19 protein-coding genes and 1 pseudogene are annotated in these 26,703 nt (G+C 61.8%); 11 read left to right on the top strand and 9 right to left on the bottom strand.

The genetic code is table 11. From position 1 onward, the window contains the following. Positions 1-168, top strand: a pseudogene (locus LEPTO7104_RS37955) (KH domain-containing protein); the annotation flags it as partial. A gap of 127 nt (positions 169-295) precedes the next feature. Here LEPTO7104_RS37955 and murD read toward each other — a convergent pair. The 3 genes from murD to LEPTO7104_RS0105635 form a co-directional block, all read right to left on the bottom strand. After that, complete coding sequence (gene murD / locus LEPTO7104_RS0105645; protein WP_017297581.1) at positions 296-1,642, bottom strand: UDP-N-acetylmuramoyl-L-alanine--D-glutamate ligase; 1,347 nt, start codon at positions 1,640-1,642, stop codon at positions 296-298. 7 nt (positions 1,643-1,649) lie between these two features. Then, positions 1,650-3,785 (bottom strand): glycine--tRNA ligase subunit beta, encoded by a 2,136-nt coding sequence (glyS, locus tag LEPTO7104_RS0105640; RefSeq protein ID WP_017297580.1) that lies wholly within the window; start codon positions 3,783-3,785, stop codon positions 1,650-1,652. A 150-nt stretch (positions 3,786-3,935) separates the two neighbouring features. Then, complete coding sequence (locus LEPTO7104_RS0105635; RefSeq protein WP_225886930.1) at positions 3,936-5,117, bottom strand: adenylate/guanylate cyclase domain-containing protein; 1,182 nt, start codon at positions 5,115-5,117, stop codon at positions 3,936-3,938. 352 nt (positions 5,118-5,469) lie between these two features. Between LEPTO7104_RS0105635 and LEPTO7104_RS0105630 the strand changes: the two genes are divergently transcribed. The 4 genes from LEPTO7104_RS0105630 to LEPTO7104_RS0105615 all read left to right on the top strand — a co-directional run bounded on the left by LEPTO7104_RS0105630 (position 5,470) and on the right by LEPTO7104_RS0105615 (position 9,866). Then, positions 5,470-6,363 carry a CPBP family intramembrane glutamic endopeptidase gene (locus tag LEPTO7104_RS0105630; protein ID WP_017297578.1) on the top strand — a complete coding sequence of 298 codons (894 nt, stop codon included), beginning with the start codon at positions 5,470-5,472 and terminating at the stop codon, positions 6,361-6,363. 512 nt (positions 6,364-6,875) lie between these two features. Continuing rightward, positions 6,876-8,312 carry a 1-acyl-sn-glycerol-3-phosphate acyltransferase gene (locus LEPTO7104_RS0105625; protein WP_017297577.1) on the top strand — a complete coding sequence of 479 codons (1,437 nt, stop codon included), beginning with the start codon at positions 6,876-6,878 and terminating at the stop codon, positions 8,310-8,312. 117 nt (positions 8,313-8,429) lie between these two features. Beyond that, positions 8,430-9,176: an SDR family NAD(P)-dependent oxidoreductase gene (locus LEPTO7104_RS0105620; protein WP_017297576.1), complete on the top strand. Its 747-nt coding sequence runs from the start codon at positions 8,430-8,432 to the stop codon at positions 9,174-9,176. A 72-nt stretch (positions 9,177-9,248) separates the two neighbouring features. Next, a complete protein-coding gene (locus LEPTO7104_RS0105615; RefSeq protein ID WP_017297575.1) occupies positions 9,249-9,866 on the top strand; it encodes a DUF4126 domain-containing protein in 618 nt (205 codons plus the stop codon). Positions 9,867-9,995: 129 nt separating this feature from the next. Here the strand turns inward: LEPTO7104_RS0105615 and LEPTO7104_RS0105610 are convergent, their stop codons facing one another. Beyond that, entirely contained in the window at positions 9,996-11,525 is a 1,530-nt protein-coding gene (locus tag LEPTO7104_RS0105610; RefSeq protein ID WP_017297574.1) for an alpha-amylase, read from the bottom strand. Between the two features lie 225 nt (positions 11,526-11,750). On the opposite strand from LEPTO7104_RS0105610, the gene LEPTO7104_RS32890 reads away from it, so the two are divergent. From LEPTO7104_RS32890 to LEPTO7104_RS0105585, 3 genes are all read left to right on the top strand, one after another. After that, a complete protein-coding gene (locus LEPTO7104_RS32890; RefSeq protein ID WP_017297572.1) occupies positions 11,751-14,027 on the top strand; it encodes an MMPL family transporter in 2,277 nt (758 codons plus the stop codon). Between the two features lie 154 nt (positions 14,028-14,181). Further along, a complete protein-coding gene (locus LEPTO7104_RS41155; RefSeq protein ID WP_017297571.1) occupies positions 14,182-14,349 on the top strand; it encodes a hypothetical protein in 168 nt (55 codons plus the stop codon). Positions 14,350-14,700: 351 nt separating this feature from the next. Further along, positions 14,701-16,347, top strand: a complete 1,647-nt coding sequence (locus LEPTO7104_RS0105585; protein WP_026072399.1) for a transglutaminase-like domain-containing protein — start codon at positions 14,701-14,703, stop codon at positions 16,345-16,347. Positions 16,348-16,441: 94 nt separating this feature from the next. Here the strand turns inward: LEPTO7104_RS0105585 and LEPTO7104_RS0105580 are convergent, their stop codons facing one another. From LEPTO7104_RS0105580 to LEPTO7104_RS0105570, 3 genes are all read right to left on the bottom strand, one after another. Further along, positions 16,442-17,413 carry a tetratricopeptide repeat protein gene (locus tag LEPTO7104_RS0105580; protein ID WP_017297568.1) on the bottom strand — a complete coding sequence of 324 codons (972 nt, stop codon included), beginning with the start codon at positions 17,411-17,413 and terminating at the stop codon, positions 16,442-16,444. A 44-nt stretch (positions 17,414-17,457) separates the two neighbouring features. Further along, positions 17,458-18,933 carry a glycogen synthase GlgA gene (gene glgA, locus LEPTO7104_RS0105575; protein WP_017297567.1) on the bottom strand — a complete coding sequence of 492 codons (1,476 nt, stop codon included), beginning with the start codon at positions 18,931-18,933 and terminating at the stop codon, positions 17,458-17,460. A gap of 317 nt (positions 18,934-19,250) precedes the next feature. Further along, positions 19,251-19,727 carry a hypothetical protein gene (locus LEPTO7104_RS0105570; protein WP_017297566.1) on the bottom strand — a complete coding sequence of 159 codons (477 nt, stop codon included), beginning with the start codon at positions 19,725-19,727 and terminating at the stop codon, positions 19,251-19,253. A 305-nt stretch (positions 19,728-20,032) separates the two neighbouring features. On the opposite strand from LEPTO7104_RS0105570, the gene LEPTO7104_RS41150 reads away from it, so the two are divergent. After that, positions 20,033-20,209: a hypothetical protein gene (locus LEPTO7104_RS41150; RefSeq protein ID WP_017297565.1), complete on the top strand. Its 177-nt coding sequence runs from the start codon at positions 20,033-20,035 to the stop codon at positions 20,207-20,209. Between the two features lie 328 nt (positions 20,210-20,537). Next, a complete protein-coding gene (locus LEPTO7104_RS32885) occupies positions 20,538-20,900 on the top strand; it encodes a hypothetical protein (protein WP_155523532.1) in 363 nt (120 codons plus the stop codon). On the opposite strand, the gene sipA is transcribed toward LEPTO7104_RS32885, so the two are convergent. Both sipA and LEPTO7104_RS32880 read right to left on the bottom strand, forming a co-directional pair. After that, on the bottom strand, positions 20,897-21,178 hold the full coding sequence (gene sipA / locus LEPTO7104_RS0105555) for a regulatory protein SipA (RefSeq protein WP_017297563.1): 282 nt from the start codon (positions 21,176-21,178) through the stop codon (positions 20,897-20,899). The genes LEPTO7104_RS32885 and sipA overlap by 4 nt on opposite strands. Before the next feature lie 157 nt (positions 21,179-21,335). Further along, positions 21,336-25,034, bottom strand: coding sequence for a WD40 domain-containing protein (locus LEPTO7104_RS32880; protein WP_017297562.1), 3,699 nt, complete (start codon positions 25,032-25,034; stop codon positions 21,336-21,338). A gap of 364 nt (positions 25,035-25,398) precedes the next feature. Here LEPTO7104_RS32880 and LEPTO7104_RS0105545 point away from each other — a divergent pair, with 364 nt between their 5' ends. Beyond that, complete coding sequence (locus tag LEPTO7104_RS0105545) at positions 25,399-26,559, top strand: BMP family ABC transporter substrate-binding protein (RefSeq protein WP_017297561.1); 1,161 nt, start codon at positions 25,399-25,401, stop codon at positions 26,557-26,559. Positions 26,560-26,703: the final 144 nt, after the last annotated feature.

Here is a 26,703-nt window from a genome sequence, read left to right as displayed (position 1 = left end):
ATCGGCAAAAAAAGCAGCATGCTGAAGGTGATCGGCTCTGATGCCCGCCAGCAAATCCAAAAGCTGGTGATGGGCCAGGTCTATCTGGAGCTGTTTGCGAAGGTGGTGCCCAAGTGGCGACAGTCCCGCAGCCGCCTGGAAGACTTTGGCTACCGGGTAGAGGAGTAGCCGCTATTCCACCGCTTGCGGCTGGGTATGGCAACAGCATTCTCAGCTAGCCGAGCAGGATTGAGTATTAGGCGATCGCCTGCGGAGTCAACCAGCCCCCGCTAGTTGGCGAGGAGCCTGGGCGTGCCTACTGAAAGCGCTGCTGACAGAGCTGGCGGAAATGATCGCCCCGCTGCTCAAAGTTGGGATACTGGTCGAAGCTGGCGCAGGCGGGGGAGAGCAGCACCACGGCTGTACCGAGCGATGCCGCGATCGCGGCTCCCCGATCTACGGCCCGGTCCATGGTCTCAACAATTTCGTAGCTGCGGTATCCTGCGGTCTCTAGCCGCTGGGCAAACTGGGGGGCGGCATCGCCGATCAGCAGCACCGTGGCGGCCCGCTCCTGAATGCGCTCGACCCAGGCGGTGTCGTCCCCCTCCTTGGCTTCGCCGCCGGCAATCAGCACGGTGGGGGCGCTCACCGATCGCAGCCCCACCTCGGCAGCATCGTAGTTGGTGGCCTTTGAGTCATTGATGAAATCGATGCCCTGCCAGGTGCAGATATGCTCTAGCCGGTGGGGTACGCCGGGGAAATTGGCGACGCCGGTTGCGATCGCCTCCGCGTCCAGCTCTGCCAGGCAGGCGGCGGTCACCGCCAGCAGCAGGTTTTGGCGGTTGTGGTCGCCTCCCATCCGCAGCGCATCGACCTGCACAATGGGAATAGCCTCAAACTTCACCCAGCCGGCTTCGATGTAGGCGCAGGGCCGCAGCGGAGAAATCGCCCGCTTGCCGTTCACGCTGGTCCAGTGGGCGTCGGGAAATTCTGCGGGCATATGCTGGCGCAAGTAGGGGTCGTCGCCATTTAGCACCGCCAGCTCTGAGCGATGCATCAGCGTGGCCTTGATGTGGGCGTAGTTTTCGACCGTCCGGTGCCGCTGCAGGTGGTCGGGGGTCAGAGTGGTCCACAGGCCAATCTGGGGCGACAGGGTGGCCGAGGCCTCGATCTGGTAGCTGCTCAGCTCGGCAATCACCCAGTCGGGCACTGTGGTTTCGAGGGCCAGTTCGCAGGCGGCGTAGCCAATGTTGCCGCAGGCGGGGGCGTAAAATCCTGCCGCCTGAAAAATAGCGGCGGTGAGGGCGGTGGTGGTGGTTTTACCGTTGGTGCCGGTAATGCCGATCCAGGGCCGATCCTGCAAAAATCGCCAGGCCAGCTCGGTTTCGCCAATCACCTCCAGGCCGTTTTCGCGGGCGGTCACCAGGGCCGAGCTATCCCAGGGCACGCCGGGACTGACCACCAGCAGGTTGGTGCGGCTGTCGGGCACAAAGCTGTAGTCGAGCAGCACCGTGATGCCGTCCTGGCGGAGGGTTTCCTGCTGGCGGAGTAGGGATGGGGTGGAGCCGCGATCGCTCAGCACCACCTGCCAGCCCTCGCGGTGCAGCAACCTGGCCGCAGCTATCCCCGACTTGCCGAGACCAATCACATGGGCATTTTTCATGGCATCGCTATCCCTTGACGATCGCCCCAAAGTCGCCCAGCACCAGGGCATGGTTGCGCAGCAGGCCCAGCAGGTTGAGCCGGTTCTGCCGCACCGTCGGATCGTCGGCCATCACCAATACGCTGTCGGGGCCGTCAAAAAAGTTGTTGACCACCGGGGCCACCTGCTCCAGGCCCGCGACGAGCTGGTCGTAGTTGCGGCTGGCCTGGGCCGCTTGGGTCTGGGGCAGTAGGGTTTGGAGCGCCGCCAAAAAGGCCCGTTCAGAGCGGGACTCCAGGGCGGCGGCGGTGACCACGCCGTCGGGTTCGAGCACCTGGGTGTCGAGGGTGCCCTGGGCGGCCAGGCGAGTAGCCCGATTCACGGTTTCGTACACCTTGTCCATGCGGCCGCTGTGGCGCATATTCTGCAGAAATAGCGCCCGATCTTTTACATCAAGCGGATCGCTGAGCGCCCGATCGCCTAGCACGGCGTTGACCAGGTCGTAGTCGATACCCAGCTCATCCTGAAGCAGCGTCTGCACCCGCTGCAAAAAGAAGTCCTGAAGCTGGGTGCGCAGGGCCTCGGGGGCATTGACCTGGAGAGCCTCGTCTTGGGCAAAGTCGCACACTATCGTATCGAGCAGGCGAGCCAGGTTGAGGGGCAGCTCCGCCGACCAGAGAATATTCAGCACCGCATTGGCCGCCCGCCGCAGGGCAAAGGGGTCGGAGGACCCCTTGGGCAGCTGGCCGGTGCTAAAAATGCCCACCAGGGTATCGAGGCGATCGGCAATGCCCACCACCTGACCCACCAGGGTTTGGGGCAGGCGGTCCTGGGCACCGCGCGGCAGGTAGTGCTCAAAAATGGCCGTGGCCACCGCCTCGGGTTCGCCGCTGTGGAGGGCGTATTTTTGCCCCATTACCCCTTGCAGTTCGGGAAACTCGCCCACCATCTGGGTCACCAGATCGGCCTTGCAGAGGTAGGCGGCGCGGCGAATGTGCTGGCGGGGCTGGGCCGCCAGGTTGAGCTGGTCGCAGAGGTGGTCAGCGATCGCCCCAATGCGCTTGACCTTGGCGGCCATGGAGCCGAGCTGTTCTTCAAAGGTGACGGTTTCGAGCTTGGCCACAAAGGCATCGAGCGGCTGAGCGCGATCGGCGTCAAAGAAAAATTTGCCGTCGGAGAGGCGGGCGCGAATCACCCGAGCGTTGCCCTCGGCAATAATGGCCTGTTTGCTGGGGTCCCCATTGGAGATGGTGACAAAGTAGGGCATCAGCGTCAGGCCATCGGCACTCTGCCTGAGCGGAAAGTAGCGCTGGTGGCTTTCCATCTCAATGATGGCCACCTCCGGCGGGAGTTCCAGAAACCCGGTGTCGAACTTGCCCACCACGGCCGTGGGCCACTCCACCAGGTTGGTGACTTCGTTGAGCAGGGCTGGGGAAATCATGGGCACGCCCCCGAGGGATTTGGCGGCCTCTTTCACCTGGCGCTCGATCAGCAGGCGGCGGGCGGCGGGGTCAATTTCAACGTAGGCGCTGCGCAGGGCCTCTACATAGTCCTGGGCGCGGCGCAGGGGCACGGGGGCGGGGTGCAGGACCCGGTGACCCTCGGAGAGGCGATCGCTCACACATACCGTCGACCCATTCTCCAGCGTCAGCGGCAGCACCTCGCCATCTAGCAGCGCCACCAGCCAGCGAATTGGGCGGGGAAAACGCAGGTCGCCGTCGCCCCAGCGCATAAACCGCTTGCCCTCTAAGCCCAAAATCCACTGGGGAATCAGCTCGATCAAAATGTCTGGGGCGGCCCGTCCGGGAATGTCCTGGTTGACGAAGACAAAGGCCCCCTTATCGGTATCGCGCACCTCCAGGGCAGTCACCTCTACCCCCCTGGATTTGGCAAATCCTAGGGCCGCCTGGGTGGGCTGGCCGGCTTTGAAGGCAGCTTGGGCCGGGGGGCCTTTTACCTCTTCCCGGCGATCGGGCTGTCGGGGGGGTAGCCCGTCCAGCACCACCGCGAGGCGGCGGGGGGTGCCGTAAAAATGTACCGCCTCAGGGCTCAGAGCTAGCTCGTCTAGCTCGGCAGGAATGCGGGTTTGCCACTGGTGGAGGGCATCACTAACAAAACTGGCGGGCAGTTCTTCAGTGCCAACTTCCAGTAAAAATGTCGCCATAGGTAGAGATGTGAATTAAGCGTGCGTTGGCCCTGGAGACCGTTCTTTGGACAGGGATGTCCCTGAGAACATTGTGCCGGAGAAACTGCCGTGGTCGGCCGAGAAAATACCCTGGCGCGACTGCCTCGTATTTTTAGCCTCCTCAGTCTATCAATCTTTTTGCCCAGGGCCGATGTATTGGTAAGTGGTCAAATAGCCATGACCTTTGACCATGACCTCGCCTACCTCCTCAAAGGCATAGCGGTGCTTGAGGCGCCTGTAGGTAGCCTCGGTAATCTGAATTTTGCCGGGCACCCCCTGGGACTCCATGCGGCTGGCGATATTGACCGCGTCGCCCCAGAGGTCGTAGCTAAACTTCTTGATGCCAATTACCCCCGCCACCACTGGTCCGGTGTTGATGCCAATGCGCAGCTGAAATTTTTGGCCGTCGTTGCGGGTCATGTGGGCGGCGGCCTCCTGCATGGCCAGGGCCATTTCCATAATGGTTTCGGCGTGGTCCAGGCGGGGTAGCGGCAGCCCCCCTACCACCATGTAGGCATCGCCAATGGTCTTAATCTTTTCGAGCTGGTACTGCTCTGCCAGGCGGTCAAAGGCCGAGAATATCTGGTTGAGCCAGTTGACCAGTTCCAGCGGGCTGATCTGGGCCGCCAGGGGAGTGAAGTTTACAATGTCGGCGAACAAAATAGTGACGTCGTCGAAGCGTTCGGCCAGCGATCCCTCCAGCTGCTTGAGCTTGTCGACTACGGCTCGGGGCAGAATGTTGAGCAACAGCTGCTCTGATTTTTGCTGCTCCAGGCGGAGGGCCTGCTGGGCCTGCTCGCGCTCCTGCATTTCCTGCTGCAGCTGCTGATTTTGAGCCTGCAAAATTTGGGCCTGGCGGCGCAGCGCTTTTTGCAAATCGGCTAGCAAGTTGGTAGCGCTGCCCGCCGATACTGCCCGCTGGGCCTGCTGCCGAAGCCGCCGCTGGAGCCGATGGGTGGCCACCTGGGCCTTGATGCGGGCGGCGGCTTCCTCTACCCAGAGCGATTGATCGATGTAGTCGACGACGCCAAATTCAAAGGCCCGCAGCCGCCGCGCCAGGGCCTGGTCTTGGCCCACGACAGCGATCGCCACCTGGCGGGTTTGGGGCCGCTTTTTGAGCCGGTGGCACAGGCGCATCGCTGAGGTGTCGAACTGATCGACCGCCAGCAAAATTAAATCGGGGAGTTCAGCCGCTGCCGCTGCAATGGTGTCGTCTTCGCCGGTCACATGGTGCACCTCGTAGCCCGCCGCCCGCAGGACCTCCAGCAGTGCTACCAGTGGCCCAAGGGTGCTGTCACCAACGGGAGCCACAAGAATTATGCCGGAAGTTGCGTCGGAATCTGGTGAAGCATTGGTCATGGAACCCTGGAGCAAAAAAATGACAGCCCCCGTCACGATAGGCGCTGGCCCGGAGGCATAGAACAGTCGCCGTTGATAACACCCTGTGGGCACCCTACGGTAGCGGCAGCCAGCCTTGCTACAGCCCCAAGCCAGAGCCCCAAGCCGGAGCAATGCCCGCTGTGCCGCTAGGGGCATTGTGCCTCAGTTATAGCGTTCCCTCAGCAATTCATGGTTGAATCGATGAAAACCGAGGCGATCGCGCCAACCGGTAGCACAGCCGCTGGCCGCTCAGGCCAGCGGTTCGCAGGGCACATTTGGGGCTATGGCAGGGTGTGAAAATCCGTTTCTAGTGCTCAAGGCCAGGCTGGTGGCGGCTGTGTTTTTTGCCATTGCCGCTGGCCTGGCGCTGGTGTTCAGCACGCTAGGTTCGCTAGATTTGCTGCCTTTCCAGGGCGATGATCCCATTTTGGGACCCCTGCTCTACAGCCTGGTTTTTATTGGCCTTTGCGCGACGATTTTGCTGGCGATGCGGCGCCTGCCCCTGGACCTGGCGGCCCTGCTGGGACCAGTGCCCAGACAGCTGGCCTGGGTGCAGCTACTGTGGCTGGTAGGCGGTGTGTTCTTGTTTTCCCTAGGGGCTTTTCAGGTGTCGTACCTGGGGCTGTCGCTGGTGGCGCCGGGGCTGGTAGAGGCTACTCTGCACCAGTCCCTGCTGCTGTCTGCCGACCAGGCTACGGCCCCCGGTCTCTACAACGGGCTGATGCTGTTTTCGGTGCTGGTGGTGGCCCCCATCACTGAGGAGTTTATTTTTCGCGGCGTGCTGCTGCACCGCTGGGGGGTAAAGTGGGGCGTTCGCCCGGCCATCGTGCTGACCTCGGGGCTGTTTGGGGTGCTGCACTCCAACCTGATTGGGCTGTTTGTATTTGGGGTGGTGATGTCGCTGCTGTACCTGAGCACGCGATCGCTGCTGGTGCCCATGGTGGCCCACGCCATCAACAATGCGATCGCATTTGGCATCGATTTTCTCGCCGCCCGGCCCCCGGCCCACGCCATCGATACCCTGGCCGAGTTTCGCTCCAGCTGGTGGCTGGGGATTCTTTGCCTGCTGGTGTCGGCCCCCTGGGTGCTGCGCTACGTGGCCTACCACTGGCCCGATCGCCAGGCCAGGCTACCCTATTTTATTAACCAGGGCATCGGCCAGGGCTGCCGCCCCTAGCCTGGGTAATACCACCGAACCTGTCTGGCCGACCCAGGTAGAAATTTGGCGGGGTTCAGTAATTCTCTGGACGTCGACAGGCCCCAAACCGAAGAGAATAAATTTAATTCTGAAGAGCGCAAGCAGGTCAGTTCAGCGGCTCACTTGGGGGCATTTGATCCTGAGAGCTGGTCTGTTTGAAACGTGCTTTTCAGCTAAATGTGTCTGATCCCAGGGGGCTTTCAGGGGTCAGGCACTTTTTATTTTTGGGGCAGTTCATGGCCATGGGCTGCCGGGTTGTGTGGTCCTGTATCCAATCCTGTATCCAAGGCCTTCTCGCTTGGCGAGAAGGCCTTGGCCGATCTGAGGGCTATGGCCAGCGGTTTTGGCAGGGGCAGCGTATCTCTGGCAATGCGGCTGGTTTAACGGGATTAGTCCAGCAAACCAAAACGGCATACTCCCCGCGATCGCAGTCTCAAAATGTGCCCTACAGTGGGCTATGTAAACCCCGCTTACCGCCCCGGAGGCTGCCGTTGCCGAAGCTGAACCGCGCTCAGCCCCCCCTGGGCTTTATTCCCCCTCGCTACAGGCCCTGGGTGGTGCAAGGGGCCTACATGCTGCTGCCGCTCATGCTGCGGCTGCGGCTGCGGCCCTGGCTGCCGGCGGGCATTTGGCCGGTAACCTGCCCCAACCCAGAGGTGTTGGCGGACTGCTTTCACCAGTTTCAGGCGGGCAAAATTCGGCTGATCATGGCCTTTCGCCACAGCCAGGTGGACGACCCAATCTGCCTGTCGTACCTGTTTTCGCGGCTGGTGCCTCGGGCGGCCCGGCAGCAGGGCTTTGGCCTCAGGCGTCCGCTGCACAGCTTCTTTATGTACGATCGGGGCATGCCGCTGTGGGCCGGACGGTGGCTGAGCTGGTTTTTTGCGGCGATCGGGGGGATTCCGGTGCACCGGGGCCGCAGGCTCGATCTGAAGGCGCTGAAGTCGGTGCGCGAGCAGATTATGACCGCCCCGCTGCCGGTCACCATTGCCCCGGAGGGCGCGACCAACGGCCACGGCGAAATTATCAGCGATCTGGAGCCGGGCACGGCCCAGCTGGCCTTTTGGGCGGTGGAAGATTTGCAAAAGGCGGGCCGATCGGAGCAGGTGCTGCTGCTGCCGGTGGGCTTGCGCTACGTTTACCCCCGCCCTGACTGGGCGGCCCTGAACCGACTGCTGGCCCAGCTGGAGGCCGACTGCGGCCTGCCGGTGCAGTCGTTCAGCGCTCCGGCGGCTATGGAGCCTGAGGATTACTATCCCCGTCTGATCGGCCTGGGACAGCATTTGCTGGCCCGCCTGGAGCAGTTCTACCAGCGGTTTTACGGGTTTACCCCGGCCGCACAGCCGATCGATAACTCCGATTCAGCCCAGATCGCTCAGCGGTTAGGCCATCTTTTAGATGCTGCGCTAGCCGTGGGGGAACGGTTCTTTGCCCTGCCCAGTACGGGCACTTTGGTCACCCGCTGCCGCCGCCTCGAAGAGGCGGGCTGGAGCTACATCTATCGGGAAGACGCCGATCTGGAGCAGCTAGCGCCTGTGGATCGCGGGCTGGCGGACTGGATGGCGGAGCAGGCAACTCTGCACATGCGCCACATGCGCCTGGCGGAGAGCTTTGTGGCGGTTACCGGCCACTACGTGAAAGATCGCCCCACCTTTGAGCGCTTTGCCGAAACCACGCTGATTCTGTTTGACCTGGTGGAGCGGATCAAGGGGACGCGGGTGCCCAAACGTCCCCAGTTGGGTACGCGGCAGGCGGTGATTACCCTGGGGGAGCCGATCAACATCAGCGATCGCTGGTCTGACTATGCCCAGTCGCGGCGATCGGCCAAGGCGGCGGTGGAGGGGCTGACCCACGACATTCAAACGGCGCTGGAGGAGCTGATTTTGGCGGGCGATCGCACCGCTGCACCCCGGCGATCGCCCGATTGATGGCATTACCTCCAGGCCTTCTCCAACGCCAGAGCCAGGCAAAGCGCCTAAAATTCAAGCTGAGGTTCAGAACTACCCGCCTGAGATGGAGGTTCCTTGACCGCTATATCTACTGAAATGTGCCAAACTGCCCTGGTGGTTGGGGCCAGCCAGGGGATTGGCCTGGGCTTTGTGCGGCAGCTCCTCCAGGACGATCGCTTTGAGCGGGTGTACGGCACCTACCGCCGCCCCGAGTCGGCCCAGGGGCTGCTGGCTTTGACCGCACGGCAGCCCAGGCTGACCTGTTTGCCGATGGATGTCACCGATGAGGACGCGATCGCCGCCATGATCGGCCAAATTCAGGCCCATACCCTCCGGCTGCATCGAGCGGTGTACTGCGTCGGGGTGCTCCACGACGGCGAATTTCAGCCGGAGAAAAGCCTGCGGCAGGTGACCGGCGAAAATCTGCTGCGATCGTTCCAGACCAACGCCGTGGGTGCGGCGCTGCTGGCCAAGCACCTGATGCCCCTGTTCAAGCACGACCAGCCCAGTGTGCTGGCGGCGATCTCGGCCAAGGTGGGCAGCATTGGCGATAACCGCCTGGGGGGCTGGTACGGCTACCGGGCTTCTAAGGCCGCCCTGAACATGCTGATGAAGACAACGGCCCTGGAGTACGCCCGCCGCTGCCCCCAGACCACCGTGGCCCTGCTGCACCCCGGCACCACCGACACCCGCCTGTCGGCACCCTTTCAGCGGGGAGTGCCGCCGGAGAAACTGTTTTCGGTCGAGCGCACGGTGGCGCAGCTGATGACCGTGATGGACGGCCTGACCCTCGCCGACAGCGGCGAATTTTTTAGCTGGGACGGCACCCGTCTGCCCTGGTAAGTAGAAGGCTCTGGGGCTATTCTTAGGCCAAGAGTGCATTGGCCATCACAAAATACTGCTGAGGGAATTGGAATGGATGTGCCCACGATGGATGTGCCCATAATGGATTGGCAACTGTTGGAAAGCATTGGTCTGGGGCTGGGGCTGGGGGTTGCCGCCGGGTTTCGGGTGGTGGTGCCCTTTTGGGTGCTGAGTGCCGCCGCCCTGTTTGGCCACGTTGAGCTGGCAGACGGCATCACCTGGCTCGGCAGCAGCTCCGCCTTTGTGGGCCTTTCCATTGCTCTGGTGGTGGAGATTTTGGCCTACAGCGTTCCCTGGCTCGACAATGCGATCGACACCATCGCCCTCCCGGTGGCGGCGGTGGCGGGCACAATGCTCATGGCGATCGCCGCCAACCAGCTCGATCCCTTTGCCCAGTGGAGCGTGGCCATTGTGGCCGGGGGCGGGGTCGCTGCCACGGTGAAGGGGCTAAACGGACTGACTCGGCTGGTGTCTACTGCCACCACAGGGGGCGCCACCAATTTGATCATTGCCGTCGCCGAACTGCTGGGGGCGATCGCGATCGCCGTGCTGTCCCTGGTGGCCCCCATTGTCATGTTTGTGGTGGTGCTGGCCTGCTTTGTTTTGCTGGTGCGGTTTGCGATCAAGGCGTTTTACCGCGCCCAAAAGTCTGCTCCAGATAGTGAGTAGCGCGGCGGCTAAACGGGTTGCTTGACCGCTCTCGCTGGCAGGCTGGCACGTTCAGAGGTAAGACCAATCCTTGAGACTCGGGGCTGCATTCCCCTGGTCACGGTCTGAAGCAGGCCCGATCGCCCAGAGCTACCGCGCCAGCTTGGCGTCGACGTGAATCGCCAGGGCCGTCATCTCAGGCAGGGTAGCGGTAAACTGCCCTGCTCGGTTGACCAGGACGACGGTGGCGTCATTGGCGCAGGCGGTGCCGGCGGCGGTTAGCCCGCCCTGCACCACATTGCAGTAGCGGCCCTGGGGCAGCTGGGTTTGGAACCTGTGGGTTAGCGGTGTAGCCTCGCGGTTGATGGCCACAAAGCCTAGACTGCCGCGGCCAAAGGCAATCTGGTTGGCTCCGTCGCTCCACCAGTCGGTGACCTCAGCCACGGGCTGGGTAGCATTGCGAAAGCCGACCATGCCCGCAATGGCGGGCCAGCGGTGCTCGCAGACCCACTCGCCAAAACAGTTGAGTGTGTCACCCTCGTGGACGGGCCGAGTGGTGCCGTCGGCGTAGGCTGGCGGCCCTTGGTCGGAGTTGTCAAAGGCGAAGCTTGACATCACCTGGGGTTTACCGTACGGAAACGCCAGCATAAACACATTGGCCAGGGCGTAGAGATCGCCATTTTTATAGGTCAGGTAGTGGCCGCCGCCGCCGTGGCCCCGCTGCTTATCGTGGTTGTCAATGAACACCACGGCCTTGTCCGAAGGGGCCAGGCCCCAGCCCTCGCCCAGGGTTTGCAGGTTGGCCAGGGTTTGGCCCTCCAGGCCCAAAAAGGCTCCGCCCACAAACTGGCCGTATTTGACGTCGAGCACATTGCCGTTGGGATAGTAGTCCTGCTGGCGAATGGCCTCAGTGCCGGGGTCGATGACCTCCTGATAGATATAGAGATCGCTCTCGGGGTGGCGATCGCGCAGCTGAGCCAAAATCTGTCCTAGCTCTTGGTTGCGAATGTGCTTGGCGGCATCGATGCGAAAGCCCGCCACGCCCATATCTACCAGCCCACTCAGGTAGTTGACGATGGTAGCCTGCACCCTGGCCGAGCCGGTGTCGAGGTCGGCCAGCCCGACCAGTTCGCACTGGGTGACGTTTTCGGCATTGCCATAGTCGGCCACCGATTGGCGGCAGGGGTGAAAATCGCTGGGCTCGTACAGGCCAGGGTAGTTGTACTTGGTGAAGTGGGTGCCAGCGCTGCCCACCCCGGACTCAAACCCGGCCATGTGGTTGATCACCGCGTCGGCATAGATGGCGACACCGGCCCGGTGGCAGCGATCGATCATATCCTGTAGCTGGGCGCGACTGCCGCTGCGGCTTTCAAGCTGGTAGCTGACAGGCTGGTATCGCTGCCACCAGGGGTAGCCATAGTCGGGCAGCACCACATGCTCCTGGGGCGGAGAAATCTGCACCGCATGGAAGCCGTTGGGGCCGAGGTAGGTTTCGCACTCGGTGGCGATGTCGGGCCAGGTCCACTCAAACAGGTGTACCAGGGTGGTCGAGTCTGGGGGCTCGGCTGGCGTTGGGGCAACAGATGGACTGGAGGACAGGGCTGGCAGCAGGGCAAGGGGATTCAGCAAAAGGCCCACAAGCCCGCTGACGGAAACAGCACCTAGGACGATTTTCCACATAGACGTTTTGGCTAAAACGGTATAAAAAATAACGATTATGGGCCGCGATGACGGCCACGATTACCGCTATCATGCACCGCTGCCCCCCCAAAATAACCTCGTGCTGGGGTTTGCCCCGGCGGCTCGGTGCTTAAGCCGGGCCTGAGGCTGAAGACATCCATCCCTGGACGTTGCGCGTATCAGTAGCAGCCATTATGGGCCAGAGGGTGGCCAGGAGAGGATATTGTGCGCCAGCAGCTGACTGACCAATCGCCCCAGCCGCGATCGCCCCAACCATCCAGCAGGCAGTCTATATTCGCGACGCTTGGGCACCTGGCCTACCGCTACCGGAGGCTGGTGGTGCTGCTGTGGGTGGCGGTGCTGCTGGTGGGCGGGCTGTTTGCTCCCCGCCTCGATAGCGTGCTGCACAGTACCGGCACAACCTATGAACTGGGGGAGGCGGCCCGGGCCGATCGCCTGCTAGAAGACCGCTTAGGTTTGGACGCCAGGGCTCTGACGGTGGTGTTTGAGTACGCCGACAGCGGCCCCCGCCCCGATCTTCAACCCCTGCTGAGCGCTTTGGCCGCTCTGCCCGCCGTTGAGTCAGTCAGCCAAACTATGGTGCCGGAGACGGCGGGGGCAGGCCAGGCATCGGTCGAGGCGGGCCGCCGCGTGGACTATCGGTCGATTGGCCTCAGCCAGGCGGCGGGCGATACCCATGCCGCCATTGCCGCCCTGCTGGCGCTGCTGCGAGACGATACCCCGCCGGGGGTGGCCAGCTATCTGACTGGCAAAGCTGTGGTGGACTACGAAGCCCAGATCATTAGCAAAGCAGATCTGGTGCGGGCGGAGGCGCTGTCGCTGCCGCTGACCCTAATTGCGCTGGTGCTGATCTTTGGCTCGGTGGTGGCGGCGCTCCTGCCGGTGGCGATGGCGATGGCTACCGTGACGGTTACCAGCGGTCTGATCTACGCGATCGCCCAGTCCTTTGAAGTATCTATTTTTGCCGTTACCCTGACCACCATGCTGGGGCTGGGGGTGGGCATAGATTTTACCCTGGTGATGGTGAGCCGCTTTCGGGAGGAGCTGGCCCTGCGGCCACCGGAGGCGGTGCCCGAGGCTGTGGTCGCCACCATGGCTACCGCTGGGGAGGCGGTGTTTTACTCGGGCCTGACCACCTGCATTGGGCTGCTGAGCCTGCTGCTGTTTCCGGTGGTGCTGCTGCGATCGCTGGGGATGGCCGGGTCGCTGGTGGTGCTGATGTCGGTGCTGGCGGCGCTCACCCTAGTGCCCGCGCTGCTGGGAATACTGGGTCTCCAGGTGAATCGCTGGCGGTTGTATACCCCCAGGCCGGAGGGTGGTTTTTGGGGGCAGTTTGCGCGCCAGGTGATTCGCTATCGGGTCGGGGCGATCGCGGCGGTGGTGGCCATTATTCTGGTGCTGATGGCGCCCTTTTGGCAGGCCCAGTGGGGCCTGGGCGACGTCAATGCCCTGCCAGCGGCGGCCCAGGCCCGCCGGGGAGTTGACGTTTTGGAGAAGGCTCTTGGCCCCGGTCGCACCACCCCCATTCAGCTAGTTGTCACGACGGCAAACGGCAGCGACATCCTGGCCGCCGACTCGGTAAAAGCCCTCTACCCTTTGGTGGAATCCCTCGTGGCTGACGACCGGGTGGCCAGCGTGCAGAGCCTGTTCAACCTCGACCCCAGCTTCGATCTGGCTACCTACCAGCGGCTTTACCAAAACCCTGGACAGATTCCACTCGCCTCGGTGGCGGCAGCGGTGGCTCGGCTCAGCAACGGCGGCACCACGCTGATTTCGATCGACAGCGCTACCGACGGCAACGACCCCCAATCGCGGGCTCTCGTGCGCGATCTGAGGGGGCGATCGCTGCCTGGGCTGACCCTAACGGTGGGCGGCGAACCCGCCAAAAGCCTCGACACCATCGATATCATCGTGCAGCGCTCACCCTGGGCGATCGGGGCTATTTTTGTGGTGACGTTTGTGTCTCTAACCCGGCTGTTTAAGTCGGTGGTGATGCCGCTCAAGGCCATTTTCCTCAACGTCATGTCGATCGGGGCATCCTTTGGGGCACTGGTGTTTGTGTTTCAGCAGGGGCATTTCCAGAATGTTCTAGACTTTACCCCCGTGGGCTATCTGGATATTTTGCTGCCCATCGTGCTGTTTTGCGTGCTGTTTGGCCTCTCCATGGACTACGAGGTGTTTTTGCTAGCCCGCATAAAAGAGGCCTACGATCGCACCGGCAACAACACCCACGCCATTGCTGAAGGGCTGGAGTGCACCGGGCGCATCATCACCAGTTCGGCCCTGCTGACCATCATTGTGACGGCATCCTTTGCCTTTACCAGCATTATTTTTGTCAAGGCCCTGGGGTTGGGCATTGCGATCGCAGTGCTGATCGACTCGACGCTGATTCGCTCGATTCTGGTGCCTGCCAGCATGGGGCTGATGGGCCACTGGAACTGGTGGTGCCCTACCATAGGGCGACGATCTTTTTCTAGCTGAGCTAAATTCAAAGTTAAGTCTTGTTTAGGTGCTCTGCCTCAGCGGAGTCGTCTGTTCTGCTGGGCCACGGCAATCCGCCCTGTCTCCGCTGGCTCAGACCAGAGTACCTCCGGGTCTGCACAGTTTCGTCATCCTCCTACCCCCCGTAATGTCCATGTTCTTTCCCTTTTGCGCCCCCCCTTCCGCCGAAGCCCGCCGCCAGTACCAGCGCCACAAGCTGGAGATGATGAAATCCTGGCGCGACTCCCTGGAGGCCCGTCTGGCGGCCCTCAATGCGGCGATCAGCACCGTTGAGCAGCAGATTGGCCAGGATGCGGAGTAGGAGAAGATGAGGTAGATGAGGCGATTAGGAAGGCGAGGGGATGGGGAAGGTAAGGTGGGCGACGAGGATGAGGTGACGATGAGTTCCCAAAATCCAAAATCCAAAACCTCTCATCTCCCCTGTGAGAAGCCGCTCCACCCCATCATCATCCTCACCTTCCTCATCCCTCCATCCCTCCACCCTTCCCTTCATCTAAATTCGCCAGGTTTTTGATGCCGGGCTAGGCAAACTACACTTTTTGTTGCCCCCTTCCCCTAGGATATGACGTTAGCGGTGGGGTGTAGCTCGTCTTGCCGCCTGCTGTCTTCGTTCTGGGTTACCCCGCTGGCTATGCCTGAATCTCTTTCGCCCATGTTTTCGGCTCTCCCTCTGGCAGGAGCCGCGCCGTTGATTCAGCCGATTGGGGTGAAGGCGCTCTACGGCCTGGCGCTCCAGGGCGACCTGCTGCTGGCCGTCGATCCCTTTCGCGGCTACCTGCTGCGCCTCAACCCCAAAACCGATCAGGTGGAAATTCTCAACTCGCGCCAGGCGGAGGCCTTCTATGGGGCTACGGGCCTGGCCTGCTGGCAAGACCAGCTGTGGTTTTGCCGCGATCACACCGTCTATACCACGGCCCTGCAAGACATTCAGCCGACTCCGGTGCTCACCCTGCCCTACCCCGCCGACGGGGTTGCCGTGTGGGAAAACACCCTCTACGTCAGCTGCAAAAAAGGGGGCTGCATTTTTGTCTGCGATCGCAGCTCGGGCCAGCGTATTACCCAGTTTCTGGCCCCCGGCATTGGGGTTGAGAATATTTCTGTCTGGGGCGACTACCTGTGGGCCTGTGACCAGGTCGAGCAAAGCGTGTACTGCCTCGATCGCGCTACCGGCGAGCTGGTGGTCAAAATGCTCACCCCCTTTGCCACCCCCACTGGCCTAGCCGTGCCGCCCCACACCACCCCCGACAGCGGCACAGTCTGGGTGGCTTACACCAACGAAGAACCCTACGTGCGGGAAGACCCCAACGGCGCAGAACCCTACGTGCTGACCTTCCGCGATCGCACGCTAATTCACCCGCTCACCTATCGCTGGTACAAAGAGGCCAACTACTGCCGCACCAACGGCTACCTGGTCGAGATGACCTACGTCGAAGAAATTGACACCCTAGAAGACGCCATGCCGCTCGAAAATATTGAGTGGCGCATTGCCTTTCCCACCAGCACCGATCGCCAGCGGGTGAAGTCGGTAGAGCCTGTGGGTTTACCCTTTACCGAAGTGCAGCAGGCCGGCGAGCGAGTTGCCAGCTTCAGGTTCGACCGCCTCGACCCCAACCAGCGCCACCTCTTTGGCTGGAAGGCCGTGGTGGAAATCTACGGCCTTAAGTACCAGCTCACCCCCCGCCAGGTCGAGTCAGCCCCGCCCCTGCCCCCCGAGTACGGCCCCCGCTACCTGATCGACGACGATGAACTGGCCATGGACACACCCATGATCCAGGCCGCCGCCCGCGAGAGCGTGGGCACCGAAACTAACCTGCTGCGCCAGGTGCTCAGCATTCGCAACTACGTCTACGACAAGCTTTCCTACGCGGTTACCCCGGCCATTGAAACCCCTGATGTGGTGCTGCTGCGCGGGCGCGGCTCCTGCGGCGAATACGTGGGCCTGCTGCTGGCCCTGATGCGGCTCAACGGCATCGCCTGTCGCACCGTGGGCCGCTACAAGTGCCCGGCCCACGCCGACCAGCCCGGCATTTACCTCGAACCCGACTTCAACCACGTGTGGATTGAGTTCTATATCCCCGGCTTTGGCTGGGTGCCCATGGAGTCGAACCCCGACGATGTGCAGGAGGGTGGCCCCTATCCCACCCGCTTTTTCATGGGCCTCCCCTGGTGGCATGTCGAGATGGGCAAGGGCATTCCCTTTGAGAAGCTGATTCGCCCTGAAGGCAGCCCCGAGGCTCGCCTGGGCGATCTGGCCGTCAACCACATGCGATTTAAGATTTTGGGAGAGCTGGCCCCTTAGAGGAGGGCAGGGGGGCGGGGGAGCTAGGGGGCTGTGTCAGTCGCTGGTCTGGGACCGAATAAGCCTCCACCAGGCCTTTCGCTGGACGGTGGGGTCACTCCACCAGGCGCTGAAATTTGGGATGGTCGCGCACCCCGTCGAAGTGGGCATCAATTTGCACCATGACCTTGTACACGTAGGGGCTGAGCACAAAGGTGCGGTAGAGATTTTTGAGGGTCTGCTCCAGGTTGCCCACCATGGCGTAGGCGCGGGCTTTGCCGTACCAGGCGTTGGGGTTGTCGGCCTGGTGGGTTAGAGAGGTCTCGAAGCTGGCGATCGCCTCGGTGTAGCGGCCCATTTGAATCAGTACTGTGCCCCGCTGATTCCAGATGTAGTGGGCGCCGGGCCGGTGGTCGAGGGCCTGCTGTAGCACCCGCAGGGCGTCGTCATAGCGATGCAGGCCGCAGAGGGCCACCCCCTGGTTGTAGCGGGCGCGGTGATCGAGGGGGTTGAGCCTGAGGCTGTATTCAAAGCTGTTGACAGCGTCGCGGTAGCGGTGCAGCTGGTTTTGGGCGGTGCCCAGGTTGTACCAGGCCTTGTTGTCGCCAGGAGTGAGCTTGACCGCCCGCTCCAGGTGGGTGACAGCCTCTTCAAAGTGGCTGAGTTTGGCCAGGGCGTGGCCCTTGCCGTGCCAGGCCAGGCCGTAGGTAGGGCAGCGAGCAATAGCCTGGTTAAAGCTCTCTACGGAGGCCTCAAACTGCTTGAGGGCTGCTAGACAAAACCCGTGTAGTGTCCACACCTCATAGTCGTCGCTGTTGAGGTTGAGGGCCGCCTGAAACCGCGACAGTGCCTCACTGTGGCGACCGATAGCATAGAGGGCATCTCCCTGGCCGCGGAGCAGCTTAGCGCGGGTGAGTTGAGACAGGGCAATGTCAGAGCTAGCAGACATAGGAGCAATCAGCGGCGGTGAGGGCATGGGTTTGTCGGCTTTCCCCAGCGTGCCCATTTCTCCAGGGCGATCGCTAATTCTCAAGCGCTCAAGAACCGCTTCTGGGCCGAAAACGATTTCCCTGGCCTGCGAAAACATGCGGTATCAGGTCCTGTCCCGGCCAGCGGAATTAGTAGTGTACGCTACTTATGCCGTATGTACTCATACAGCTCGAGGTAGGTTTGCCCCGGATGGTTCCAGGAGAAGTCGTACTGCATGCCCTGCTGGGCAATTTGCTTAAACACCTCGGGGGCCTGGGCCCAGGTGTCAAAGGCTCGGTTCATGGCCGATTCTAAGGCCACAGTGTCGCTCTGGAAGAAGACAAAGCCGTTGCGCTCTTCCGGCTCGTGGAGGGTGTCGTAGTCCCAGTCAAACACGGTGTTGACCAGGCCACCGACGCCTCGCACAATCGGCACGGTGCCGTATTTAAGGCCAATCATCTGGGTCAGGCCGCAGGGTTCAAAGTTGCTGGGCACCACAATCATGTCGGCCCCGGCGTAGATCAGGTGGGCCAACTCTTCGTTGAAACTTAGCTCCAGGTGCACGTCGGGGTTGTCGTTGAGGAAGAGTTTTTCGTGCCAGAACCAGTCGTTAATGCCCTTCTCAGTGGCCGAGCCCAGCAGCACAAACTGTGCTCCCTGCGCCAGGGCATAGTAAATGGCGTGGTGAACCAGATGCACCCCCTTCTGGTCGTCAAGGCGGCCAATAAAGGCTACCAGGGGCCGATCGCTCTGGCGCAGCAGCAGGCGATCGCGCAGCTCCTTTTTATTCAGGGCTTTGTCTTCAAAGGTGGTGAGGCTGTAGTGGTGAGGGATGTAGCGATCGCTCTCCGGATTCCACACCTCATAGTCAATGCCGTTGAGAATGCCCGAAAATTTGTGCTGGTTGGCGTGCAGGGTACCGCCCAGGCCAAACCCCTCGCTGCCGTACTGGGCCTCCCAGGCGTGGTGTGGCGACACCGTATTGACGTGGTTGGCGTAGGTAATGCCCCCCTTCATAAAGTTGATCGCAAAGGGGTTGAAGTTGTCGCGCAGGCGATCGTACTGAAAGTAGTATTCAGGTCGATTCAGGCCCGTCGCCTGCAAAATTTCGGTGCCGCCAAAGCCCTGATGCTTAAAGTTGTGGATGGTGTACAGCGTGCGCTGAAACTCCATGCCGTTGTACTTGTAAATTTCAAACAACATGGCCGGAATCAGCCCCGTCTGCCAGTCGTGGCAGTGAATCACATCGGGCCGCTTGTTGCTGCGCAGCAAAAACTCCATCGCCGCCTTGCTAAAAAAAGCAAACCGCATCGGATCATCGTCGCAGCCGTAGTAGCAGCCCCGATTAAAAAACATCTCCCACGACTTGGGGTCGATAAAGAAGCACAGCCGACCGTATACCCAGCCGCAGAGCACATCACAGAGAATGTCGGTGCCATACCAGGGCACCACCAGGTCGCGGTAGGCCTCGTGCAGCCCCCAAATGTGGTCGTACCGCATGCAATCGTACTTAGGCAAAATAATCTCGACGCAGTGCCCCCGGCTCTCTAGCTCGGTGCTCAGGCCGTAGACGACATCCCCCAATCCCCCAGCCTTGATTACAGGGGCACATTCCGAGGCAATCTGCACGATATACATGGTGTCTCCCCGTTATAAAAGTTTATTTTAGTGACCCTATTCAATCAGGATGTTGGGGCAGAGGCAAGGGGCGGAGGGGGGAGATGGGGGAGGGAGGTGGGTAGATGAGTAGGCGGGTGGATGCGTGGATGCGTGGATGCGTGGATGCGTGGATGCGTGGATGGGGCAGTGGGTGGATGGGTAAGGAAAAGGAATGTATGAAAGTCTTCTATATCCCTAAGCTGCGCGTTAGCTAAGCCTGTTCAAAAATATGCGGCAATAGGATTCACCCCCGCCCCCACGCTCCCACGCTCCCACGCTCCCACGCTCCCACGCCCTCACTCCTCCCCCACCCCACCTTCAGCCTTCATCTGCTCCAAAGCTTGCCAGCGGGTTTCGAGTTCCTCGCGCTCCAGCTTGAGACTGCGCTCTAGTTCTTGAATTTCGTCGCGGCGGGCGGCGGTTTCCAGGGCGCGGCGATCGACCTCCTGGCTTTTGAGCGTGAGCGATTGACGCCACCGCTCGGCCCGCTCAATTTCTTGCTCCAGGGCTTCGGGGGTAACGCCGTAGGCCAGGTAGTGCTCGACTAAGCCCAGCACCCAGGGGGTGGCATCCTGCACCGCCACAATCTGGTTGAGGCTGTCTAGCTCGACCAGCACCAGGTTGCCCTCCTGGAAAGCCAGCAGGCGAGTAGTTTCGACAAGGCGCTCCGACGACAGCAGGGTCCACGTCGATTCAGAGGTCTGCTCGGCCAGCAGCATGAGTTCTGCACCACCCAGGAACGCTTTTTTTTGAACCTTGGCCAGGTATTGCATTAGCGGTTGAATCCATACCCCTATGGCACGAGTATACCTGGTGAACTCTGGATTTTAGAGCAGGGCTGCCCCTGGCCTGATGGGTATGCTGCCCCAGCAGGCTCCGACCGTAGGAATACGGATCTATGGGCCTTATCGCCGTACAACTTTGGTAAATAAATAGGTTATCCCGCCGATGTAGGCGCCCTTGCCACTCAGTAAAATCGGGTTACTATACAAAGCGTTATAGTTTTCTGGGATGTTACTCAGGCGACGTTCTGCCCATCCTGAAATAGTCACGGTTCGACCAATCAGAGTGCGCTACTATGTCAAACCTTGAGCAGACTATCGAAAAAATGTTTGCGGCCCGCCGCCTAACCCGCAATGACCAGCAGCAGCTAATGGCTATGTTTTCCCAGCGGGACTTAAGCCCTAACGATGCTGCCCTGATCAACCGGGTGTACGAGGCCCTGAGCCAGGGGCGACTGCGGGTTGTCGATTGACCTCCGGGCCGCGAGCTGGGGCGGGCTGAGGAGCTGGGCCTGTTAAGCAGTGCCACTGACGGTACTATAGCCTCCCGGTTTCTTGCGATCGCTTTGGCTGTGCAGCTTGATTCATCTGTCCTATGAACCCCTCGCCCTGAACTCTAGATTCAGTGGCGAGGGGTTTTTGTATGCCGCGATTGCCTGGGGCAAGACGGATGTCTGAGGCGTTTTGCCCTGGGGGATGAGGGGTAGGGCGTTGCGGTAGCTAAGATTGGGGGCCTGGATCGGGTTCGGGCCAGAACCAGATTCGGGGTAAGATCTCCACGACGTTAACTATTGTAGAGTCATGGCAGATACTCCGAATACTTCCCCTGAGAAGCCCAAAAAGAAGATCATAACGGTAGGCGTGGGGGAAGGCGGCGGCAAAGAAGGTGGCGGCACCGGAGAGCGCCGTGGCGGTAAGGGGAAGCGCGGGGGCCGCGATCGCGACGATCGCGATCGCAAGCCTTCCGTTCCCCCGGCGCTGATGCGCGGCCCCAAGCCCAAGCCCAAGGCCGAGGAATTGCCCGAGGAAGTCGCTCCTGAAGCGGTGGCCGAGGCAGCAGCGGAGGACGTTACCGAGGAAAGCGCGGCTCCTGCTGAAGCCGAGGCCTCGGCTGAACCGACCGAACCCGCCGCCGAGCCGGAGGCCGAAACCACGTCTGCCTAGCTGCTCTTTTCGTTGATACCCGTGGACTCATCGGCAGCCCCGGCAGTCTCAGCTGCTGGGGTTTTTGCTGGCTCTAGATACTGGCTATCGACTAAAAAGGCCCCTTTGGCGAACTTGATACCCCAGTAGCCACCGGGGCGACGACTTTGCACAATGCCCTCGGCCCCCACCGACAGCGTATCGGCAGGGCGCAGCATGGGCATGGGGTCGGCGGTTTTGAAGTAGGGGGGCAGAGAGGTGAGGCGGACGCGATCGCCTACCGAAAGTTCAGTTGCCATGGCATGGCTACCTTTTGAATAAATCTGGTTGGACTATTTGGAGTGTAGACCATGACCCGGTGGGCGATCGCGTTGGGGGGAGCGATTGTAGGCTACTTTGCAGGGTTAATTCGCCTTGGGGCGAACCCATAGGTTGAGCCACCGGACTATGGCGATACTACCTGGGCCGGGTATCTCCTGAGAGGGCCGATATGGCAGGAACAGGTGCATCTGATTCTGCGGCCCCCAGGGTGATGAGGGCTGCCTTTTGGGCCTCCGTCAGGCCGGTAACACCGCTGATGAGCATGCCTTCGTAAGGGCGGGGCACCCGCAGGGTTTGCTGATGGCAATAGATGAAGCCGTCGGGGGTAATCAACTTATCCCATACCTGAATGGTTTCATCCTGGCTGCAGCTCACCAAGCGCTGGCCGTCGGGGCTAAAGGTGACGTAGCGCACCCATTTGCTGTGGCCACCCAGGGTTTGGTGGCACTCTCGGGTGCGCAGGTTCCAGAGTTTGATGGTGGTGTCGCCGCTGCAGCTGGCCAGCCACTGGCCATCGGGGCTAAAGGCCACGGCCAGCACCAGGCTGGTGTGGGTGCCCACCACCGTGCGATGGCCCAGCTTTAAATCCCACAGCATGACGTAGCCGTTTGACCCGCCGCTGGAGAGAAACCGACCGTCGGGGCTAAAGGCCAGCCCGCGCACCCAGCTGCCTTCGCAGGGCAGAGTTTGTAAGCAGGTCTGGGTTTTGACATCCCACAGGCGCACGGTTTGATCTTGGCTACCGCTGGCCAGTCGGCGGCCGTCGGGGCTAGCCGCCAGCGACCACACGCCGCTGGTGTGGCCGTTCAGGACGTCCTGACTGGCCTGGGTGGCCAGGTTCCACAGGCGAATGGTGCCATCTAAACTGCCGCTGGCCAGCAGGTCGCTCTGGGGGCAAAAGGCGACGGCCCAAACCTCGTGACGGTGGTCGCTCCAGGTGGCCATGCGATCGCCGGTTTGACTATCCCACAGGCGCACGGTGTGGTCTTCACCGCCGCTGGCAATCCAGCGACCGTCGGGGCTGACGGCCACCGCAAAGACCCAGCCGTCGTGGCCCGAGAAAGTGTGGCCCGAGAAGGTTTTGGCCTGGCCCGCCTCTGACAAGGGCCAGAGGCGCACCCGGCGATCTTGGCCGCCGCTGACCAAATAGTGGCCCTGGGGGTGCAGGGCCACCGACCACACGCCGTTGTTGTGGCCGCGCAGCACCCGCAGGGCCTGGTGGGTCTGGTTATCCCACAGGCGCACCGACTGGTCTTCGCTGCTGCTGGCCAGGGTCTGGCCATCGGGGCTAAAGGCCAGGTTGGAAATCCAGCTGCTGTGACCCTTGAGCACCCGATCGAGCTGCCCGGTTGGCCAGGCCCACAGGTGAATGGCCTGGTCGTCGCCGCCGCTGGCCAGGGTGCGACCGTCGGGGCTGAAGGCCACCGATCGCACCGGCTGGGTGTGGCCCACCAGCGATCGCGCCTGGGTTTGGCTGCCCACATCCCACAGGCCAACGGTGCCGTTGTGGTGGCCGCTGGCCAGGGTCTGGCCGTCGGGACTAAAGGCCATAGACCACACTGGCGACTGGGTGGCGATTACTAGGCTGTCGCCGCTGGCCAAATCCCACAGCCGCAGGGTGCCGTCGTAGCTGCCGCTGGCAAGCTGATGCCCCGTCTGGCCGCCCTGGCCCGCGCTCAGATAGCCCTGGGGTGAAAACGCCACCGAGCGCACCTCGTCGCGGTGCCCGGCCAGGTCGTGAACCAGGGTGCGGGAGCGCACGGCCCAAACCCGGATGCGGTGGTCTTCGCAGCCGCTGGCCAGAAACCGACCATCGGGGCTAAAAGCCAGGGAAAACACCCGACTAGACGACCCCTTGAGCTGACCGTAGCGCTCGCCGGTGTGCAGATTCCACAGGTCGATGGTGCCGTTGGCGCTGCTGGCCAGGGTTTGGTTGTCGGGGCTGATGGTAACGGCCCAGCACCAGCCGTCCTGGGCCTTTAGGGTGAGCACGGGCTGGGCATCGGCCACCCGCCACAGGTGAATTTCGTAGCTGACATCGCTGGCGGCCAGCAGCTGGCCATCGGGGCTAAAGGCGATGGAGAGCACCTGGCTGAAGGTGTCTTTGAGTACCGATCGCGACAGATCGGCCTGGACAAAGCTGGTGTGGTGCAGGGTGCTGTCCTGGAGATGGGCCTGCCAGATGGTCTGGCGGGAAAAGTCCCAGCCGTGGAGCGAGACGTTGGCCTGCTGGAGCAGGTTTAAAACGCTGCCGCTGGCGTAGCTGGGTAGGTTTTGTCCACGCCAGGCGGCGAGGTGGTGGCGCAGGTGGTCTTCTAGCTCAGGGGGGCGCAGCCGCTGCTGCAGGCGCTCTAGCACGGGCTGAAGAATCAGCCGGGTTTGGCTGTGGCGAATGTAGTCTTTGGTCTGGGCCAAAATTAGGGCGTGGGTGTGCAGCAGGCTGGGGGTGGTGGAGGGGGGAGCCTGAAGAGCCTGGCTGATCTGCTCAATCAGCCAGTCGGTCATGTATTCCATCACTACGGGCTGGAGGGTAAAGCCCGTGCTGCGCTGGCTGGTGCTGGCCCTGGGGGTGTCGCGCTCGATTAGCGATCGCCGCTCCAGGCTGGTGAGGGCTTCGATCAAATCGCCCAGGGCCAGAGGAATGACCAGGTGAGATCGGATCTGCACCAGGGTCACCGATTCGCGGTGAATGGCCAGCCAGGCCATCACCTGCTGCTCCAGGGGCGAGAGCCGATCGATCTGGTGAGCAAGCAGGTCGCGAATGTCGCCAAAGACCGAATCTCCCTCGGTCAAAATCTGCACAAATGGCTCCAGCTGCCCGTCAAAAAAGTCCTGCACCACGGCGGCCACCATCTTGAGGGCCAGGGGGTTGCCCGCGTAGTGGTTAACTAGGGTCTGCCAGTGGCTGGGGGTGCCGGTAAACTGGCCCCTGGCCTGAAAGAGAGACTGCCCCACCTGGGGCGGCAGCCCCTTGAGGCGCAGCGAGCGAACGGGCAACGTAATGCCCTCTTGATGGGCGATTTCGCCAATTTTTTCGCGGCTGGTGAGCACGACGGTGCTCTGGTGGGCGACCGCGCCCAGACTGTGGAAGAGCGGGCCGTAGGTTTCGTAGCCGGGTTGGTAGGTGCCGGTGCGATCGCCCGGCTGCAGAAGAGTTTCCCCATTGTCGAGCACGAGCAGGCAGCGGTGCTGGCGCAGGCAGGCCAGCAGCGATCGCAGCAGCGGGTCAAAGGTTGAATTAGGGGTTTCGGCCACGGGCAATCCCAGCACCCCGAGCAGGTCGCGCAGCAGGTCGTTGACCGGGGGCGCGTGGCGCAGCGATCGCCAGATCACCACCTCAAAGCGGTCCTGCACCTGCTGGGCCAGCTTCACCGCCAGGGTGGTTTTGCCCATGCCCCCCATGCCAAACAGCCCCACCAGCCGACAGCGATCGACCAGTACCCAGTGGTGCAGCTGGGCCAGTTCGTCGGTGCGGCCGTAAAAGGTGGCGGCATCGGAGGCGTCGCCCCAGTCGTGGCGGCGGCAAAACTGGGCTGGAATGCCGCCGTCAGGTTCGCCCCCGGCTGCCGATCGCGCCTTGAGCTGCTGGGCCAGCACGCCGCGCAGATTGCGCTTAGTCACCTTTTTGCCCAAATTTTCGGACAGGCACTGCCACAGGTCAGACCCAATTTGCTTGACATAGCCGACCTCATAGCCCAGGGCCAGGGCCATGTCTTGGTAGGTGCGATCGCACCACGACTGCTGCAATAGCGTGGCCTGAAGCTGGCTCAGGGGGCCAACTCCGCGATCGGCCAGCACCCGCTCTACCAGGGCTAAGGCGTCGTCGTCGGTCATAGGTCGGTCATAGGTCGGTCGTAGGGGTGTATCCAACACTACTTGCTTTTCTGAAACTAAAGCAGTGCAAGGCCTAGGGGGAGTCTGATAGCTGCGATCGTAGTCAAGCCCCACCGGCAATTTTGTGCGTTACGCAACAGTTTGGCCCGCCCTGCGATCCTGCCCTGCGCAGGATCGTACCTCTGGCGCACTTTCCCCGAACCTCGCTTCCCTGCCCCCGTTGGTAGAGTCTGACTAATTCTTTAGCAGCGTGCCGCGATCGCCCCCCAATAGGCCATACCGGCGATCCTCAGCCGCCCCAATTTCGGTCTTTGGCCCTGTTTTTTGTCCTGAAATAACCCCCCTACTCTTAAGGAGAATCCCCATGCGAAACCCTACGTTTCAGGTGACCCGTCGCCAGGCAATCCGGGGATTGCTGGCCACTGGTGCCTTTGGTCTATCGCTCAAGCTAGGTGCCTGCAGTGGCTCACCCAGCGCCTCGGGTGGCGGCAGTCCTTTAGTGGCGGGGTTTATCTACGTTGGCCCTAAGGATGACTACGGCTACAACCAGGCCCACGCCGAAGGCCGTGCCAGCCTCGACGGTATTGAGGGTCTCAAGACCGTCGAAGAAGCCAGCGTGCCTGAGACCAATGCGGTCCAGGAAACCATGCGCAGCATGATTGACATCGATGGAGCCTCGGCCATCTTTGCCACCTCCTTTGGCTACTTCGACCCCCACGTGCTGGCCATGGCCAAAGAATTCCCCGAGGTGCAGTTTTTCCACTGCGGTGGCCTGTACCAGGAGGGTGTGCACCCCGAAAACGTGGGCAGCTACTTTGGCTATATCGACGAAGCCCAGTACGTCGCCGGTATTGTGGCGGCCCACGCCTCCAGCAGCAAGCGGCTGGGCTTCATTGCCGCCAAGCCGATTCCCCAGGTGCTGCGCAACGTCAACAGCTTTACCCTGGGGGCCAGAACGGTGGACCCAACCATTACCACCCAGGTGATTTTTACCGGCGACTGGGCCGACCCAGTGCGCGAGGCCGAGGCCGCCAACAGCATGGCCGACCAGGGCATCGACGTGCTCACCTGCCACGTCGACAGTCCCAAGGTGGTGATTGAAACCGCCGAGCGGCGGGGCATTTTTTCCTCGGGCTACCACGCCAACCAGGCTGAACTGGCTCCCAAGGGCTACCTCACCGGGGCCGAGTGGGACTGGTCGAATGTGTACAAAAACTACATTGCCCAGATGCAGGCGGGCAAAACCCTGATGAACGGCGGCATTCCCCACCTGGTGCGGGGCGGCTTTAAGGAAGGCTTTTTGAAGCTGTCGCCCTACGGCCCGGCGGTAACCGCCGAGGCCCAGCAGGCCGCCGATGCCGCTAAAACCCAGCTGGCCTCGGGGGAGCTGGTGATTTACAAGGGCGAAATTAAGGACAACATCGGCAAGACTGTGATCGCTGGCGGCAAGGAGCTGGGGCAGACGGCGGTGGAGCTGGAGCAGATGAACTGGCTGGCGGAGGGAGTGCAGGGGAGTGTGGGGTGAGGGAGTGGAGGAGTGGGGGCGTGGGGGCGTGGGGGCGTGAGGGGGTAGGGCATTGCCCGATGACCTTTGACCAACTGGCTAATTGATGGTTGTTGTCGCCCACATCTATCCATGACCTCCGAATCAGGCCCCCGTTCTCTTCAA

Origin of the sequence: Nodosilinea nodulosa PCC 7104 (assembly GCF_000309385.1) — a bacterium.
Taxonomy (GTDB): Bacteria; Cyanobacteriota; Cyanobacteriia; order Phormidesmidales; family Phormidesmidaceae; genus Nodosilinea; species Nodosilinea nodulosa.
This window is presented reverse-complemented; position numbering and strand designations above follow the sequence as displayed.